Here is a 15,748-nt window from a genome sequence, read left to right as displayed (position 1 = left end):
GGGGTCTTAGCGGCAGCACGGATCACCCCGCCACGCTTCGAGCCCTTCACGCACCGCAAGCGCGGCGATGCCCAGCGCGGCCAGCGGATCGGCCCACGTCCAGCCGAGAAGTCCGTTGAGCAGCAGCCCGATCAACAGCACCGCGGACAGATAGGTGCACAGCAGGGTCTGTTTGGAGTCGGCCACCGCCGATGTCGAGCCGAGTTCGCGGCCGGCGTGGCGTTGCGTCAGCGAGAGCACGGGCATGATCACCAGGCTGGCCACCGCCAATCCGATGCCGATCGGTGACGGTTGGGGTTCACGCACTCCTGCCAGCGCCAGCACCGAGTCGACGGCGACGTAGCAGGCCAGCCCGAAGAAGGAGAAGGCGATGAAGCGGAGCGCCGTCTTTTCGCGTTGCTCAGGGTCGGGGGCCGAGAACTGCCACGCCACCGCGGCCGCCGAGGCGACCTCCACGACGGAGTCCAGGCCGAATCCGACCAGCGCGGCTGAGGACACCCGGACGCCCTCGGCCAGCGCGATCACTGCTTCGACGACGTTGTAGGTGATCGTCGCGGCAACCAGAAGCCGAACCCGCCGGGTGAGAACGGCGCGACGCTGCGCGGATATCCCCATCGGCGTCGTCATCAGCGGCGCACCCTGTCGTCGTCGGCCGGGTGGCAGGCCGGATCGACGGCCAGCACGAGGCCGACGAGGTCGTCGAGGGCGTGGGCGATGCGCGGGTCTGCCAGTTCGTAGCGGCTGCGCCGCCCCTCGGGGCAGGCCACCACCAGACCGCAACCCCGCAGGCAGGCCAGGTGGTTGGACAGGATCTGGCGGGACACCCCGATGTGCTCGGCGAGGTCGGACGGGTAACCGGGGCCGTCGCGCAGGATCAGCAGGATCTCGGTGCGTGTCGGATCCGACAGCGCACAACCGAACCGGGAAAGCGCTTGACTGCCGACGGCCGCTTCCATGGACCACAACAGTACATCAGAATCTGTATTCAGCAAAGGCTGAATAGTCGGTGGGCTAGAGCCGGCCCTCGATGCGCAGCTCGGGATGCACCCACTCCGGACAGCGGCGCTCCTTGAACGCCATGAACCCCTCGATGGATTCCGGTGCGCCCAAGCTGGATTGCATGCCGATGCGGTCGTACAGGCCGATGTAGTTGTCCAGGCTCGACTTGATGACCGACCGAGCCCCCGGCGCCGTGCGGCAGCACTGCGCGAGGACGTCGCGGGCGGCGTCGTGCAAGTCCGCGTGCGGCACCATCCGTGCCACCATGCCCCAGTCGAGTGCTTCGGCCGCCGACAACGTGCGGCCGGTGAACATCAGGTCGCGGGTGCGCACCGGCCCGATCAGCCGGGCCAGCATGTGGCTGTAGTAGGTGTCGGCGATCCCACGGTAGAGCTCGGGCACCCGGAACGTCGCTCGGTCGCTGACCACCGCCATGTCGGCGCATAGCGCGATCTGCAGTCCGCCGCCCTGACACAGACCGTTCACCGCGGCCACGACGGGCTTGTGGGACTGCCGCAGAGTGTCGAACGGCAAGGCGTCCATGCCGAGCGCGGAGCCGAACGTCAGCCAGTTGTCCGCTCCGCCACCGCCCATGTCGCCGCCGGGCGCGAACACGTCGCCGGTGCCGGTGAGCAGCAACCCGGCCAGGTCCGGGTCACCGTCGACGTGTTTGACCGCGTACTTGATGCCGAAATACATCGCCGGCGTCATCGCATTGCGCGCCTCGGGCCGGTCCAGCGTGCACACCCCGAACGCACCTTCCCGGGTGAAGCGCAGGTAGGGCGTCCCGAGCCAGTCACCCTCGGGCGGCCGGGGTGGGTTCGTCGCGGTCATGAAGCCTCCAAGATGTCCTCGATGGCCTCACTGTAAGGGGCACAGTCGCCGGCTCCGTGGATCAGCGTCGCCAGCGCCCCGGCCGCGCAGGCGCGCCGCAGTGCGTCCTCGGCGCCGCGCAGCCACGACGCGGCGAGCACACCCGCGAACACGTCGCCCGCACCGGTGGTGTCCACTGCCTCGACGGCGGGGGCCGTGACGTCGACCCGTCGCCCGCCGACGATGTGGCTGGCGCCGCGTGATCCGCGGGTGATGACGAGATGCGCCACCGGCGAGCCGTCCGCGGTCAGCCAGGCGCCGGATTCCTCCTCGTTGACCACGACCACGTCAGCGACTTCGGCCAGCGACGCGATGGCTTCGCGGTCGGGGGTGGGCGAGGCGTTGACGATGACCACCGCGCCGGCGGCGCGGGCGACCCGGGCCGCGGCGGTGGCGGTGTCGACGGGTATCTCCAGCTGCACCAGCATCACGTCGCTGTCGGCGACCACGGACCGGGTCGCGGCCGAGTTCATGCTCAGATGAGCATTGGCGCCCGGCGCCACCACGATGCAGTTCTCGGCTTCGGCGTCGACGATGATCGCCGCGGATCCGCTGGGACCGGGCACGCTGACCACCCCGGCCGGCCCGACGCCGTTGACGTCCAAATGAGTACGCAGCCGTTCGGCCGCCGGATCGTCTCCCAGGGCCGCGACGAGCACCACGTCGGCACCGGCCCGCGCGGCGGCGACGGCCTGATTGCCGCCCTTGCCTCCCGGGGACGTCGCCAGCGCCGACGCGAGCACGGTCTGGCCGGCCCGGGGGAGTTCGGCCACCGTGAACGTGAGATCGGCATTGACACTTCCGACCACGCAGACTCGCGCCACACCGGGGACGTTAGGGAGCGCGTCGTGCTTTGACAACCTCGACGGCCGGTCCGGTCGGCCGGTCGTTCCAACCGGCCGCCTCGACCAGGTCGAACCAGGCCAGCCCGCCACTGTCGGGATAGAAGAGCTGATGCAGGTGCGCCGGGAACGTCAGCGGGGCGCCCTTGGCGGGGTTGTCGTGAACCTGGCGCGCGATCTCCCTGGCGAGGGCGTATCCCAGGTCGTGACGCGGCCAGGTGGCGTGCACGCGGGCGGCGAAGCCGGGTCGGAGTCGTTCGCGGCCCTGGCCGACGATGTCGACGGCGATTCCCTGCTGGGCCAATCCCTCGATGGCGCCGAAGCGGTGGGCCAATCCGGGGCTGGTGTGCAGTGCGATCGCATTCCACACCGTCGCGGTGCGGGCGGCGTCGACGCCCTGTTCCCGCAGAAACGCAGCCGCGGCGTCGGCGCCGTCGACCTCAAAACGTTGGCTTCCGTTGGCATGGTCGGTGACACCGAGGTCGTGCAGGACGCAGGCCAGGAACAGCAGTTCGTCGTCGTAGTCGGCGCCGGCGCGCAGTCCGGCGTCTGAAGCCAGTTCGCGGGCGAAGACGTAGCTGCGCACGCTGTGGTTGTAGACGAAGTCCGGTGACACCGTCTCCACCAGGCGCCGGGCCGCGGTGGCGACGTCGGTGTCGGGTAGGTCCAACGATGTCACGGTCGGGTCGGTGAAGGTCACGGGCGTCCTTTCGTCGGTGCTTCGAGCCTGTCTAGGCGGGATGGGTCAGACCAGTGGCTGAAAGGACAAGTTCCTTTAAGATCTAGCCATGCGGACGGTGGCGGTACTCGCGCAGGAGGGCACCATCGGGTTCGAGGTGATGACACCGGGCCAGGTATTCGGGCTGGCGAACCAAGCCGCGGCCCAAACAGCGCTCGGGGAAGCGGGTTACCAGATCCGGGTGTGCTGCCCTGGGCGCACGGTCAGCACCGTCGAGGAGTGGGGTGCGACGCAGTTGCGCACCCGGCACGGACTGGACGACATCGCCGGGGCCGACGTCGTGGTCGTTCCCGGCAGAAGAGACTTCCTGCAGCCACCGGATGCCGCCGTTCTGGACGCGTTACGCGCTGCTGCGGTGGGTGGCAGCAGGATCGCCGCGATCTGCGTCGGCGCATTCACCGTCGCCGCCGCCGGACTGCTCGACGGCGCGCGGGCCACCACGCACTGGCAGTGGACCGACGAACTGGCGCGGCGCCACCCTGCCGTCGAGGTCGACCCTTCTGTGCTGTTCGTCGACAACGGCAACACCCTCACCTCGGCCGGCGTCGGCGCCGGACTCGATCTGTGCCTGCACCTGATCCGCAGCGACCACGGCGCCGAACTGGCGGCGGCGACCGCGCGGCGACTGGTGATGCCGGCGTGGCGCGCAGGCGGGCAGGCACAGTTCATCGAGCACCGAGACGTCACTTCTGCGGGTCATCCGCTGCAGGAGACTATCGACTGGATGGCGCGGAATGCCGCCACCACGCTCGACCTCGCGACCATCGCCGACCACGCGGCGATGAGTGTCCGCAGCCTGAGCCGTCACTTCCGCGAATACGTCGGCACGACGCCGCTCGAGTTGCTGACCCGGATGCGGGTGGACCGGGCCCGCCGACTGCTCGAATCCACCGATCTGCCGGTGGACCGGGTGGCCGAACAGGCGGGTTTCGGCTCGGAGGCGTCGCTGCGCCACCATTTCCGGCGCACGGTGGGTGTGCCTCCGCAGAAGTACCGGTCGAGCTATCACCCACGCCCACCGGATACTCTGGCCTGATGAGTGTGCACGCCCCATCGGCACCTGACCTGCGCGAGCAGGTACACGCCGCCGCCCGCCGGGCGCGGGTCGCGGCCCGCGCGCTGGCGACGCTGGGCGCCGATGCCAAGAACCGCGTCCTGCGCACGGCCGCCGACCATGTGCTGATGAACACCCGCGCCATCATGGAGGCCAACCAGTCCGACCTGGACGCCGCCCGCGCCGCCGGAACCCCGGAGGCGATGCTCGACCGGCTGGCCTTGACCCCGACCCGCATCGAGGGGATCGCCGACGGACTGCGCCAGGTCGCCGGTCTGCCGGACCCGATCGGCGAGGTGCTGCGGGGTCGCACGCTGGTCAACGGACTTCAGTTGCGCCAGCAGCGTGTTCCGCTCGGCGTGATCGGGATCGTCTACGAGGGTCGCCCCAACGTGACGGTCGACGCTTTCGGGTTGACGCTGAAGGCGGGCAATGCCGTTCTGCTGCGCGGGAGTTCGTCGGCGGCGAAGTCCAACGCCGCGTTGGTCGACGCCCTGCGCGTCGCGCTGGAGACCGAGAACCTGAACAGTGACGCCGTGCAGTTGCTGCCCAGTGACGACCGGGCCAGCGTCACCCACCTGATCCAGGCCCGCGGCCTGGTCGATGTCGTGATCCCGCGTGGCGGCGCGGGACTCATCGACGCCGTGGTGCGCGACGCCCAGGTGCCGACCATCGAGACCGGCGTCGGCAACTGCCACGTCTACGTACACGAATCGGCCGACCTCGAGATGGCCGAACGTATTCTGCTCAACGCCAAGACGCGCAGGCCCAGTGTGTGTAATGCCGCGGAGACGCTACTGGTCGACGCGGCCATCGCCGACGTCGCCGTGCCGAGGCTGACGGCGGCGCTGCAGGATTCCGGTGTGACGGTGCATGCCGAGCCGTCCGAGGAGGAACTGCGCGCGGAGTTCCTCTCGATGGACATCGCATTGGCCATTGTGGATGGAGTCGACGCGGCGATCGCACACGTCAACGAGTACGGCACCGGTCATACCGAAGCCATCGTCACCACCGATCTCGCTGCGGCTCAACGGTTCACCGAACGGGTGGATGCGGCAGCGGTGATGGTGAACGCATCGACCTCGTTCACCGACGGGGAGCAGTTCGGTTTCGGCGCAGAGATCGGGATCTCCACCCAGAAGCTGCATGCCAGAGGTCCGATGGGCCTACCAGAGTTGACATCCACCAAGTGGATCGTGTGGGGCTCTGGCCACACCCGTCCAGCCTGAGTCAGGAGAGTTATCACAGTGAGCGTCCCCGCACGCACGGTGCCGATGTTCGCCGACATCGACGATGTCGCGCGAAGGCTGTCCGAGACCGGCTATCTTCCCGACACCGCCACCGCCACCGCGGTTTTCCTGGCCGACCGGCTGGGCAAGCCGTTGCTGGTCGAGGGTCCCGCGGGGGTCGGCAAAACCGAGCTCGCCCGCGCCGTCGCCCAGGCCACCGACTCCGAGCTGGTGCGGCTGCAGTGCTACGAGGGCGTGGACGAGGCCCGGGCGCTCTACGAGTGGAACCACGCCAAGCAGATCCTGCGCATCCAGGCCGGAAACGCGGGTGCGGGGGGTGATGGTGGCGACTGGGACAAGACCAAGGACGACGTCTTCTCTGAGGAGTTCCTGCTGTCGCGTCCGCTGCTGACCGCTATCCGGCACACGGAGCCGACGGTGCTGCTGATCGACGAGACCGACAAGGCCGACATCGAGATCGAGGGCTTGCTGCTGGAGGTGCTCAGCGACTTCGCCGTGACGGTGCCCGAACTCGGCACCATCACCGCAACCCGCAAACCGCTGGTGGTGCTGACATCCAACGCCACCCGCGAGCTGTCCGAGGCGCTCAAGCGGCGTTGCCTGTTCCTGCACATCGACTTCCCCGACCCCGACCTCGAACGGCGCATCCTGCTCTCGCGGGTTCCCGAACTGCCGGCACACCTGGCCGAGGAGTTGGTCCGCATCATCGGTGTGCTGCGCGGCATGCAACTCAAGAAGGTGCCGTCGGTGGCCGAGACCATCGACTGGGGCCGCACCGTGCTGGCGCTGGGCTTCGACACCATCGACGACGAGCTGATCGCGGCGACGCTGGGCGTCGTGCTCAAACACCAGTCCGACCAGGTCAAGGCCTCCGGGGAGCTGAGGCTCAACTGATGGCTGCCCGACGCACCCGCCCGCCGCAGCCGCTGGCGCCCCACGGAATTCCGGGCCATCTGGTGGAGTTCGTGGAAGCGCTGCGCGGACAAGGGATCTCGGTGGGTCCGTCGGAGACCGTGGATGCCGGCCGGGTGATGGCCACGCTCGGCCTCGGCGACCGGAAGGTGCTGCGCGAGGGCATCGCCTGCGCCGTGCTGCGCCGCCCGGATCATCGCGAGACCTACGACGCGTTGTTCGACCTGTACTTTCCGGCTGCGCTCGGCGCCAGGACGGTGCTCGACGACGAGACCGACGAGCAGGGACTGCCGCCCGAGGACATCGAGGCGCTGCGCAGCGCGCTGGTCGACATGCTCAGCGACAACGAGGAGCTGGCTAACCTCGACGAGCGGCTGGCCGCCATGATCGCCCAGATCGTCGAGGCGTACGGACGCTACAACTCCAGTCGCGGCCCGTCCTACTCGTCGTACCAGGCGCTCAAGGCGATGAGCCTGGACGACCTGGAGGGGCGGTTGCTGGCCGGGTTGCTGGCCCCCTACGGCGAGGAACCCACGCCCACCCAGGAGCAGATCGCCAAGGCGCTGGCTGCCCAGCGCGTCGCCCAGCTGCGCAGGATGGTCGAAGCCGAGACCAAGCGGCGCACCGCCGAGCAGCTGGGCCGCGACCACGTGCAGATGTACGGCGTCCCGCAGCTCGCGGAGAACGTCGAATTCCTCCGGGCGTCCGGCGAACAGCTGCGGCAGATGCGGCGCGTGGTGCAGCCGCTGGCACGCACCCTGGCCTCCCGGCTGGCCGCTCGGCGCCGCCGGTCGCGGGCCGGCGAGATCGACCTGCGCAAAACTCTGCGGAAGTCGATGTCCACCGGTGGCGTGCCGATCGACGTGGTGCTCAAGAAACCGCACCCGGCGCGGCCCGAGCTGGTGGTGCTGTGCGACGTGTCCGGTTCGGTGGCCGGCTTCAGCCATTTCACGCTGCTGCTGGTGCACGCGCTGCGTCAGCAGTTCTCCCGGGTCCGCGTCTTCGCCTTCATCGACACCACCGACGAGGTGACCCAGCTGTTCGGCCCCGACGCCGATCTGGCGGTCGCGGTACAGCGCATCACCCGGGAGGCGGGGGTCTACACCCGCGACGGCCACTCCGACTACGGCCACGCGTTCGTGTCCTTCCTCGACCAGTACCCGAACGTGCTCTCGCCGCGCAGTTCACTGCTGGTTCTCGGAGACGGCCGCAACAACTACCGCAATCCCGAGACCGGGCTGCTCGCCCACATGGTCAACGCCAGCAGGCACGCCCACTGGCTGAACCCCGAGCCCCGACACCTCTGGGGCAGCGGCGACTCGGCGGTGCCGCGCTACCAGGATGTGATCACGATGCACGAATGCCGCTCGGCCAAGCAGCTGGCCGCGGTGATCGACGCCCTGCTGCCCGTCTGATCCCGGAGGAACGACACGTTCGGTGTGAAACCGCACCCTGGACCGTGTTCACCGCCGCTACGCTGCATAGATGCCTTCAGGCGCGCCGCTGTACATGACGATCGCGGCTGACGTCCGCGACCGGATCGCCACCGAGCAGTTGGCGCCCCACACGTTGCTGCCGTCGGAGCGCGAACTGGCCGAGGTGCATGGTGTCAGCCGGATGACCGCCCGGTTGGCGTTGTCGCTGCTGGAGAGCGAAGGTCTGGTCTACCGGAACCCGCCGCGGGGCACGTTCGTCGCCGAGCCCCGGGTGCGGTTCCACGTCGGCAGCTTCTCCGAGGAGGTCGCGCGGATGGGCCGGCGGCCCGCCGCGCGCCAGCTGTGGGCGGTGCACCAGCCGGCCACCCCGGTGGTGCGGGCTGCCCTCGGCCTGGGCGAGGGCGCGTCCGTGCACGCGTTCCACCGGGTGCGCACCGTCGACGGTGTCCCGTTCGCGCTGGAGACGACGTACATGCCAGCCGAGCTCACGCCCGGGATCCTGGACGAGCCCGAGCAGGGGTCGTTGTGGGCGGCTCTGCGCTCCAGGTACGGGATCGAGCTGGCGCGCTCGACGGCGGTGCTGGAGTCGATCGTGCTCGACGACCCGACGAGCGTGCAGCTCGGGGTTCGCGCCGGATCGGCGGGAACGCTGCTCACCCGCCGCACCGAGGACATCACCGGCCGGTGCGTGGAGTACGGCTACGACGTCTACCGCGCTGATCGCGCCGCGTTCGAGGTCACCGAAGTTCTCCAGACGCCGCGGCTCTCGGGGGTCTGAGTAAGCTCGCTATTCGTGCAATCAGGCGGGCAACGGCAGAGACGGCTGGGCGTGATGGGCGGGACTTTCGATCCCATCCACAACGGCCACCTCGTCGCGGCCAGCGAGGTCGCCGACCTGTTCGAACTCGACGAGGTGGTGTTCGTCCCCACCGGTCAGCCATGGCAGAAACGCACCAGGACCGTCACCGCCGCCGAGGACCGTTACCTGATGACGGTGATCGCCACGGCCTCCAATCCGCGGTTCTCCGTCAGCCGGGTGGACATCGATCGCGGCGGGCCGACCTACACCAAGGACACGCTGCGGGACCTGTATGCGCTCAATCCCGACGCCGACCTGTACTTCATCACCGGCGCGGATGCGCTCGCGTCGATCCTGTCGTGGCAGAACTGGGAGGAGATGTTCGCGATCGCCCGGTTCGTCGGCGTCAACCGGCCCGGATACGAGCTCGACGGCAAGCACATCGCGGCCGCGATGGCGGAGTTGCCCGCCGACGCGCTGCACCTGGTGGAGGTGCCGGCGCTGGCCATCTCCTCGACCGACTGCCGGATCCGCGCCGAGGAGGCCAGACCGATCTGGTATCTGGTGCCCGACGGCGTCGTGCAGTATGTCGCGAAACGAGACCTCTACCGACGTGACAAGAGCGCCAGCCCCACAGGTAAAGGAGACCGGCTCTGACCGCCACCCAGGAAGCCCTCGACATGGCAGTAGTGGCCGCACAGGCTGCGGCCGCCAAACTCGCCGACGACGTCGTCGTCATCGACGTCTCGGGCCAACTCGTCATCACCGACTGCTTCGTCATCGCGTCGGCGTCCAACGAGCGGCAGGTGAACGCGATCGTCGACGAGGTCGAGGAGAAGATGCGCGCCGCCGGATACAAACCTGCCCGCCGTGAGGGCACCCGCGAAGGCCGCTGGACTCTGCTGGACTACGTCGACATCGTCGTGCACATCCAGCATCAGGACGAGCGCAACTTCTACGCGCTGGACCGGCTGTGGCGGGACTGCCCGACGGTGCCCGTCGACCTGGACAGTCCTGAGGACACGGCGGGGGAGCCGACCGAATGACGATCCGTCGACTGGTCATGCTGCGGCACGGGCAGACCGAATACAACGCCGGCAGCCGGATGCAGGGCCAGTTGGACACCGATCTCAGCGAACTCGGGCGCGAACAGGCCGTCGCCGCGGCCGAGGTGCTCGCCAAGCGCCAGCCGCTGCTGATCGTGTCGTCGGACCTGCGGCGTGCGCTGGACACCGCCGTCGCACTCGGGGACCGCAGCGGGCAGCCGGTGAGCATCGACACCCGGCTGCGGGAGACCCATCTCGGTGACTGGCAGGGGATGACCCACCTCGAGGTCGACGCGGTGGCCCCGGGCGCCCGGCTGGCCTGGCGCGACGATGCGCGCTGGGCTCCGCACGGCGGTGAGAGCCGCGTCGACGTCGCGGCCCGCAGCATGCCGCTGATGCGGGAGCTGGTGGCGGGTCAGCCCGAGTGGGGCGGCGACGAACCCGACCGGCCGGTGGTGCTGGTGGCGCACGGCGGGCTGATCGCCGCCCTGACCGGAGCGCTGCTGGGCCTGCCGGTCGACAACTGGCCGGTGCTGGGCGGCATGGGCAACGCCAGCTGGGTGCAGTTGGCCGGACACACCCGCTCCGACGGTGCGCGTGACTCTTTCGACGACATCCGGTGGCGTCTGGACGTCTGGAACGCCTCGGCGCAGGTCGCCAACGATGTCCTCTGAGCCGTCACCCCGCCGGACCTTGCTGCTGTTCTGCGACTCGCTGTCCTATTACGGTCCGACCGGGGGGCTGCCGGCGGATGATCCTCGCATCTGGCCGAAGATCGTTGCCGACCAACTAGGTTGGGATCTCGAGCTGATCGGCCGGATCGGCTGGACCAGTCGCGACGTGTGGTGGGCGGCGACGCAGGACCCGCGGTCGTGGGCGGCGCTGCCGCGCGCCGGTGCGGTGATCTTCGCGACCTCGGGGATGGATTCGCTGCCGTCACCGTTGCCCACCGCTCTGCGTGAGATGATTCGGTATGTCCGGCCCCCATGGCTGCGCCGCTGGGTGCGGGACGGCTACGGCTGGGCGCAGCCCCGGTTCTCGCCGGTGGCGCGGCCGGCGTTGCCACCTCACCTGACCGCGGAGTACCTCGAAATGACCAGGGCGGCAATTGACTTCAACCGCCCAGGCATTCCGGTGGTGGCGTCGTTGCCGTCGGTGCACAGGGCGCCCACCTACGGGATGGCGCACCACGGCAGACCGGGGACGGTCGAGGCGATCACCCGATGGGCAGCCGAGCACGAGGTGCCGCTGGTGGATCTCAAAGCGGCGGTGGGGGAGCAGGTGATGAGCGGTCGGGGCAACCCGGACGGCATCCACTGGAATTTCGAGGCGCATCGGGCGGTGGCGGAACTGATGATCAAAGGACTCGCCGAAGCCGGTGTGCACCTGCGCGATTCGAGCGGTTAGCGGTCGGCCATGTCCGTGGTGGTGGTCTGCGATTCGTCCTCGCGCCTACGGCTCGACGAGCGCAGCCGTTGGGACATCCGTGAGGTCCCGTTGCACGTGCTGGTCGACGGCAAGGATCTGCGTGACGGTGTGGACGACGTCCCGTACGACATCCACGACCGGAATGGTGTGACGACCGCGGGAGCCACACCGGCCGAGCTGGTGGAGACCTATCGCCAGGCTCTGGCCGACAGCGGAGGCGACGGCGTGGTGGCGGTGCACCTGTCGGCGGCGTTGTCGAGCACCTACAGCGCGGCCGTCACCGCGGCGCGGGAATTCGGACCGTCGGTGCGGGTGGTGAACTCCCGCTCAGCGGCGATGGGTGTCGGCTTCGCGGCGATGGCTGCGGCGCGTTGCGCGGCCTCGGGTGCCGATCTCGATGCTGTCGAGGGCGCGGCGCGGGCGCCACTGGGCCGGACGCATGTCTTCCTCGTGGTGCACCGGTTGGACAACCTGCGGCGCAGCGGGCGGATCCGCACGACCGCGTCGTGGCTGGGCACTGCGCTGGCGCTCAAGCCCCTGCTGTGTCTGGACGTCGACGGGCGACTGGTGCTCGACCAGCGCATCCGAACGGTCACCAAGGCGCACGCGGCGATGGTGGAGCGGGTCGCCGAGGTGGTGGGTGAGAACACCGCCGACGTCGTGGTTCATCACGTCGACAACCACGACGCCGCCGACGCTCTGGGCGCCGCACTGACGCAACGCCTTCCGCAACTGTCGTCGCTGACCGTCGCCGACATGGGGCCGGTCTTGTCGGTGCACGTGGGGGCAGGAGCAGTCGGGGTGGCCGTGCAGGTCGCGACACCGTAGGCGCGCTACGCGGTGATGGAATGACAAAAGGGGTGCCCCGGGGGGAGGGGCACCCCTTTTGTGGTTCGGGTGACTACTTGACGTCGACGAAGTACACGTTGCCGGTGGTTTCGAGGACCTTGTCGTCGCCCTGGGCGTCCCAGACGTACTCGCGGATGGGCTGGCCCTGGCGGACCGAGACGACCTCGGCGTTGTCGAGTGCGGTCGATCCCCGGCGGTTGACGATGACGCGGTTACCGTCGGCTTCCAGCGCGGCGATGGTGTCGGTGGCGCTGCTTCCCGAGGGGGCGGCGGCGGCCGGGCCGGCCAGCCCGACGAAGGCGGCGGTGAATCCGGCGGCGATGGCGGTGACGGCGGTTGCGGCGGTGAGGTTCTTCATTGTCCTGCTCCCTATGTGTTCTACATCTTGCTGATCTTGCTGATCTTGTTGGTTCTGATGGCTTAAACCAGCAGGTCAGGAGATTAATTCCGGTGGCAGTAATTGAACGGCCGCTGGCAGAAACACAGCGGTCGCCTCCCCCCGCCGGAACTGTATTCCAGCAGCGAGATGTCGAGAGAGGCCCTGCTGGAATGCAATTCCGGCGGGGTGTCGGTAGGCGGGTGTTACTTCGCGGAGCGGCCGGTGATGGGCGGCAGATCGGCCAGCGTCACGATGCCCGGCGCCGCGGCGACGACTGCCGGAACGGCGTTGGTCACCGGCATCGCGGTGTAGATCATGCCCAGCCCCATGAAGCCCGGTTCGGTCCAATCCCTGGGCGGCAGGCAGTGCACCACCGTGCGCATGTTGGGCAGACCGAACACCTGGACGACATGGCCGTCCTCGAGCGGTTTGGGTGGGGTGACCTGATCACCCATGATCCAGTTGAAACCGACGCTGACCACGTTGCGGTCACCGACCCAGCCGCGGTGGTAGCCGTGCACGCCGGCGACGGTGCCCTTCGGGATCTGCATGAAGCCGAGGTCGCTGTCACCGGTGGCCGCGGTGAATGTCACGTCGAACGTGATCCTGTCCAGCCTGGCCCCGATCGCGTCGGCCATCATCGCGGCGGACTCGGCGAAGACCTCGCTCTCTTTGCGCACGCTCTCCGCCAGCCCAGGTGTTTCCGGATCCTGGGAGAAGCCCATCGCGGTCTGGGTGCCGGCGGACTCATAGGTCGAGCAGTCCACCGATTCGGTGATCCGGATCTCGTCGACACGCTCGCAGGCCCCGGAGAGCACCATTCCCACCAGGTTGCTCATCCCCGGGTGCGCACCGCTGCCGAAGATCGTGGATCCGCCCGTCTCGCAGGCCTTCCGGATGCGGTCCAGATCCGCGGGTGTCTGCTTGCCGCCGGTGATCCAGGCGGCACTGGAGCAGACGTTGATGCCGGACTCCAGCAGCCGGACCAGCTCGTCGATGCTGGGCCACAACGGGTTGTAGCAGCAGGCATCGGGCTTCAGCGCCACCAGTTCCTCGATGTCATCGGTCGCTTTCACCCCGGTGGGTTCGGGCCACCCGGACAGCTCCGCTGCGTCGACCCCCACCTTGTCGGCGCCGTGGGCGAACACGCCGACCAGCTCCATGTCGTCGCGACCGATGATGGCGTGCAGCGACCGTCGCCCGATGTTGCCGGTAGTCCACTGGATGACACGAAGCGGTCGGTCGGGGTGCGCTCTGCTCATGACATCTCCTCGTCGAGAATGGTTCAACAGATGAAGCTACTGCCTCTAGGGTTGGCCACATGACTGACCCGGCGCCGGTGGCCGTCGTGACCGGCGCGAGCCGGGGAGCGGGGCGGGGCATCGCGACTGCACTGGCGGCCAACCGATGGCGGGTGTACGGGACGGGACGCAGCATGCGCGACGCGCCCGACGGCGTCGTCGCGGTCCCGCTCGACCACCGCGACGATGCCGCTGTCGAGCGGCTGTTCGCCCGGGTGGGTCAGGAGTGCGGCCGGCTGGATGTCTTGGTGAACAACGCCGCAATCATTTCCGACGATCTGATCGGCGCCGCACCGTTCTGGGAGAAACCGCGCGAACTGGCCGACGTGCTCGACGTCGGCCTGCGGTCGTCCTACATCGCGGCGTGGCACGCCGCGCCGCTGCTGCTGGCCGCGGACCGCGGACTCATCGTCTTCACCTCCTCGCCGGGGTCGGTCTGCTACATGCACGGCCCTGCCTACGGGGCGCAGAAGGCCGGTGTCGACAAGATGGCCGCCGACATGGCGGTGGACTTCCGCGGTACCGCCGTGGCGACGGTGTCGATCTGGATGGGCATCCTGCTGACCGACAAACTGCGCTCGGCCTTCCAGAGCAATCCCGACGCGCTGGCGGAGTTCGCCGAGCAGGCCGAGACCCCGGAATTCACCGGTCATCTCATCGATGCGTTGTACCGCGATCCGGGTCTGGGTGAGTTGAGCGGCCACACGGTGATCGGCGCGGAACTGGCGCAACGCTACGGGATCACCGACGAGGGAGGCCGCAGGCCGCCCTCACATCGGGACATGTTGGGGCACCCCCGGCAACCTAGCTCGGTGATCGTGCGCTGAGCTCACGGGTTGATCAGACTCCACAGCTTGTTGGGCCCCGCCTGCAGTGCCATGTCGGTGACCCGGTCGTCCCAGTACCGCATCGACCCGTACTCCGAGCGCCACGCCAGGGCGGCCCTGGTGAACTCGTGCAGTCGGTGCTCACGGGTGGTGCCGATCGCTCCATGCAGCTGGTGGGCGTCGCGCACGACAGCCGAGGCGGCGTGTCCGGCACACGACCGTGCCGCTGCGACAAGGAATTCGAGATGTGGAGCAGACCAATCGCTGAGGACTGCGGCGGACAGTGCGGCCTCGGTGGCGGACCGGGCGAGGGCGGCTTCGGCGGCGATGTCGGCGATCAGGTGCTGCACGGCCTGGAACTTCGACAGCGGCCGGCCGAACTGCTCACGCGAGCTCACGTGATCGATCGACAGCGCCAGCGCCTCGTCCAGGGCAGCGCACACCTGTATCGACCGGACCAGAGCGGACTTCAAGCGCAGCTTGGTGACGACGTCGCCCGCGACCGGGATGCCGGCCAACGATCCGAGGTCGGCGATGACGGTGTCGCGTGGTTCACCGATCATGTTGGCGCCGGCCGAGATCGAGATCTTCCCGGGTTCGGCGTCGACCGCGAGATAGTCACCCTCACGTTGCCACATAACGACGATCCGATCGGCGCTCGACGCCCACGGCACCCCGGAGGCCGCGCCGGCCTGATCGAGCAGGCACACCGTGCGCACCGCCTCGTCGACCTGGGCTCCCGCCGACTCCAACACCCAACACGCCAGAAGGTCATGCTCGGCCAGAGGGATTCGCACACCGTGGCGAACCGCCGCGGTCAACAGCTCGGTCGTCTCATACCATCCGGCGCCGCTTCCACCGGCCTGTTCGGCACCGGTGAGGCGAACCAACCCCAGCTCGTCGAGGCGACGCCAGAAGTCGCTGTCGAGGCCGGTGCCCGGCGATGCGGACGATCGGCGGTAGTCGGCGAAGACGGTGTCCATCAGGTCGGCCAGTGCCGGCTCGACTTCCGGC

At 68.8% G+C, this 15,748-nt stretch carries 19 protein-coding genes; 11 read left to right on the top strand and 8 right to left on the bottom strand.

Annotation, left to right across the window (positions count from 1 at the left end):
• Positions 1 to 6 precede the first annotated feature (6 nt).
• The 5 genes from BEMPMBAN_RS28825 to BEMPMBAN_RS28805 are packed head-to-tail and all read right to left on the bottom strand — an operon-like array spanning position 7 to position 3,414.
• Entirely contained in the window at positions 7 to 627 is a 621-nt protein-coding gene (locus tag BEMPMBAN_RS28825) for a cation efflux transmembrane domain-containing protein (protein ID WP_159234892.1), read from the bottom strand.
• Positions 627 to 956, bottom strand: a complete 330-nt coding sequence (locus tag BEMPMBAN_RS28820; RefSeq protein WP_159234891.1) for an ArsR/SmtB family transcription factor — start codon at positions 954 to 956, stop codon at positions 627 to 629. Before BEMPMBAN_RS28820 ends, BEMPMBAN_RS28825 begins: the two co-directional genes overlap by 1 nt.
• A 55-nt stretch (positions 957 to 1,011) precedes the next feature.
• A complete protein-coding gene (locus tag BEMPMBAN_RS28815; protein ID WP_159234890.1) occupies positions 1,012 to 1,833 on the bottom strand; it encodes an enoyl-CoA hydratase/isomerase family protein in 822 nt (273 codons plus the stop codon).
• On the bottom strand, positions 1,830 to 2,696 hold the full coding sequence (locus BEMPMBAN_RS28810; RefSeq protein ID WP_234897755.1) for a PfkB family carbohydrate kinase: 867 nt from the start codon (positions 2,694 to 2,696) through the stop codon (positions 1,830 to 1,832). Before BEMPMBAN_RS28810 ends, BEMPMBAN_RS28815 begins: the two co-directional genes overlap by 4 nt.
• A gap of 10 nt (positions 2,697 to 2,706) precedes the next feature.
• Positions 2,707 to 3,414: an HD domain-containing protein gene (locus tag BEMPMBAN_RS28805; protein WP_234897754.1), complete on the bottom strand. Its 708-nt coding sequence runs from the start codon at positions 3,412 to 3,414 to the stop codon at positions 2,707 to 2,709.
• Positions 3,415 to 3,502: 88 nt separating this feature from the next.
• Here BEMPMBAN_RS28805 and BEMPMBAN_RS28800 point away from each other — a divergent pair, with 88 nt between their 5' ends.
• The 10 genes from BEMPMBAN_RS28800 to BEMPMBAN_RS28755 all read left to right on the top strand — a co-directional run bounded on the left by BEMPMBAN_RS28800 (position 3,503) and on the right by BEMPMBAN_RS28755 (position 12,206).
• A complete protein-coding gene (locus tag BEMPMBAN_RS28800; protein WP_159234889.1) occupies positions 3,503 to 4,489 on the top strand; it encodes a GlxA family transcriptional regulator in 987 nt (328 codons plus the stop codon).
• Positions 4,489 to 5,736 (top strand): glutamate-5-semialdehyde dehydrogenase, encoded by a 1,248-nt coding sequence (locus BEMPMBAN_RS28795; protein ID WP_159234888.1) that lies wholly within the window; start codon positions 4,489 to 4,491, stop codon positions 5,734 to 5,736. The genes BEMPMBAN_RS28800 and BEMPMBAN_RS28795 overlap by 1 nt, the downstream gene beginning before the upstream one ends.
• 18 nt (positions 5,737 to 5,754) lie before the next feature.
• Positions 5,755 to 6,651, top strand: coding sequence for an AAA family ATPase (locus tag BEMPMBAN_RS28790; protein ID WP_159234887.1), 897 nt, complete (start codon positions 5,755 to 5,757; stop codon positions 6,649 to 6,651).
• Complete coding sequence (locus BEMPMBAN_RS28785; RefSeq protein WP_159234886.1) at positions 6,651 to 8,084, top strand: vWA domain-containing protein; 1,434 nt, start codon at positions 6,651 to 6,653, stop codon at positions 8,082 to 8,084. The genes BEMPMBAN_RS28790 and BEMPMBAN_RS28785 overlap by 1 nt, the downstream gene beginning before the upstream one ends.
• 70 nt (positions 8,085 to 8,154) lie before the next feature.
• A complete protein-coding gene (locus BEMPMBAN_RS28780; RefSeq protein WP_159234885.1) occupies positions 8,155 to 8,883 on the top strand; it encodes a GntR family transcriptional regulator in 729 nt (242 codons plus the stop codon).
• A 45-nt stretch (positions 8,884 to 8,928) separates the two neighbouring features.
• A complete protein-coding gene (nadD, locus tag BEMPMBAN_RS28775; protein ID WP_272952260.1) occupies positions 8,929 to 9,561 on the top strand; it encodes a nicotinate-nucleotide adenylyltransferase in 633 nt (210 codons plus the stop codon).
• Positions 9,558 to 9,950, top strand: coding sequence for a ribosome silencing factor (rsfS, locus tag BEMPMBAN_RS28770; RefSeq protein WP_159234990.1), 393 nt, complete (start codon positions 9,558 to 9,560; stop codon positions 9,948 to 9,950). The genes nadD and rsfS overlap by 4 nt, the downstream gene beginning before the upstream one ends.
• Positions 9,947 to 10,624 (top strand): glucosyl-3-phosphoglycerate phosphatase, encoded by a 678-nt coding sequence (gpgP, locus tag BEMPMBAN_RS28765; protein ID WP_159234883.1) that lies wholly within the window; start codon positions 9,947 to 9,949, stop codon positions 10,622 to 10,624. Before rsfS ends, gpgP begins: the two co-directional genes overlap by 4 nt.
• Complete coding sequence (octT, locus tag BEMPMBAN_RS28760; protein WP_159234882.1) at positions 10,614 to 11,357, top strand: diglucosylglycerate octanoyltransferase; 744 nt, start codon at positions 10,614 to 10,616, stop codon at positions 11,355 to 11,357. The genes gpgP and octT overlap by 11 nt, the downstream gene beginning before the upstream one ends.
• A gap of 9 nt (positions 11,358 to 11,366) precedes the next feature.
• Positions 11,367 to 12,206, top strand: coding sequence for a DegV family protein (locus tag BEMPMBAN_RS28755; protein ID WP_159234881.1), 840 nt, complete (start codon positions 11,367 to 11,369; stop codon positions 12,204 to 12,206).
• Between the two features lie 73 nt (positions 12,207 to 12,279).
• On the opposite strand, the gene BEMPMBAN_RS28750 is transcribed toward BEMPMBAN_RS28755, so the two are convergent.
• Entirely contained in the window at positions 12,280 to 12,585 is a 306-nt protein-coding gene (locus tag BEMPMBAN_RS28750; protein ID WP_159234880.1) for a hypothetical protein, read from the bottom strand.
• Positions 12,586 to 12,809: 224 nt separating this feature from the next.
• On the bottom strand, positions 12,810 to 13,868 hold the full coding sequence (locus BEMPMBAN_RS28745; protein WP_159234879.1) for an NAD(P)H-dependent amine dehydrogenase family protein: 1,059 nt from the start codon (positions 13,866 to 13,868) through the stop codon (positions 12,810 to 12,812).
• Between the two features lie 59 nt (positions 13,869 to 13,927).
• Between BEMPMBAN_RS28745 and BEMPMBAN_RS28740 the strand changes: the two genes are divergently transcribed.
• Positions 13,928 to 14,734, top strand: coding sequence for an SDR family NAD(P)-dependent oxidoreductase (locus BEMPMBAN_RS28740; protein WP_159234878.1), 807 nt, complete (start codon positions 13,928 to 13,930; stop codon positions 14,732 to 14,734).
• A gap of 2 nt (positions 14,735 to 14,736) precedes the next feature.
• On the opposite strand, the gene BEMPMBAN_RS28735 is transcribed toward BEMPMBAN_RS28740, so the two are convergent.
• On the bottom strand, positions 14,737 to 15,717 hold the full coding sequence (locus tag BEMPMBAN_RS28735; protein ID WP_159234989.1) for an acyl-CoA dehydrogenase family protein: 981 nt from the start codon (positions 15,715 to 15,717) through the stop codon (positions 14,737 to 14,739).
• Between the last annotated feature and the right edge of the window lie 31 nt (positions 15,718 to 15,748).

The organism is Mycolicibacterium austroafricanum (assembly GCF_902705885.1).
In the GTDB taxonomy this organism is placed as follows: Bacteria; Actinomycetota; Actinomycetes; order Mycobacteriales; family Mycobacteriaceae; genus Mycobacterium; species Mycobacterium vanbaalenii_A.
Note: the sequence above shows the minus strand (reverse complement) of the source record. Positions and strands in the feature narration are given on the sequence as shown.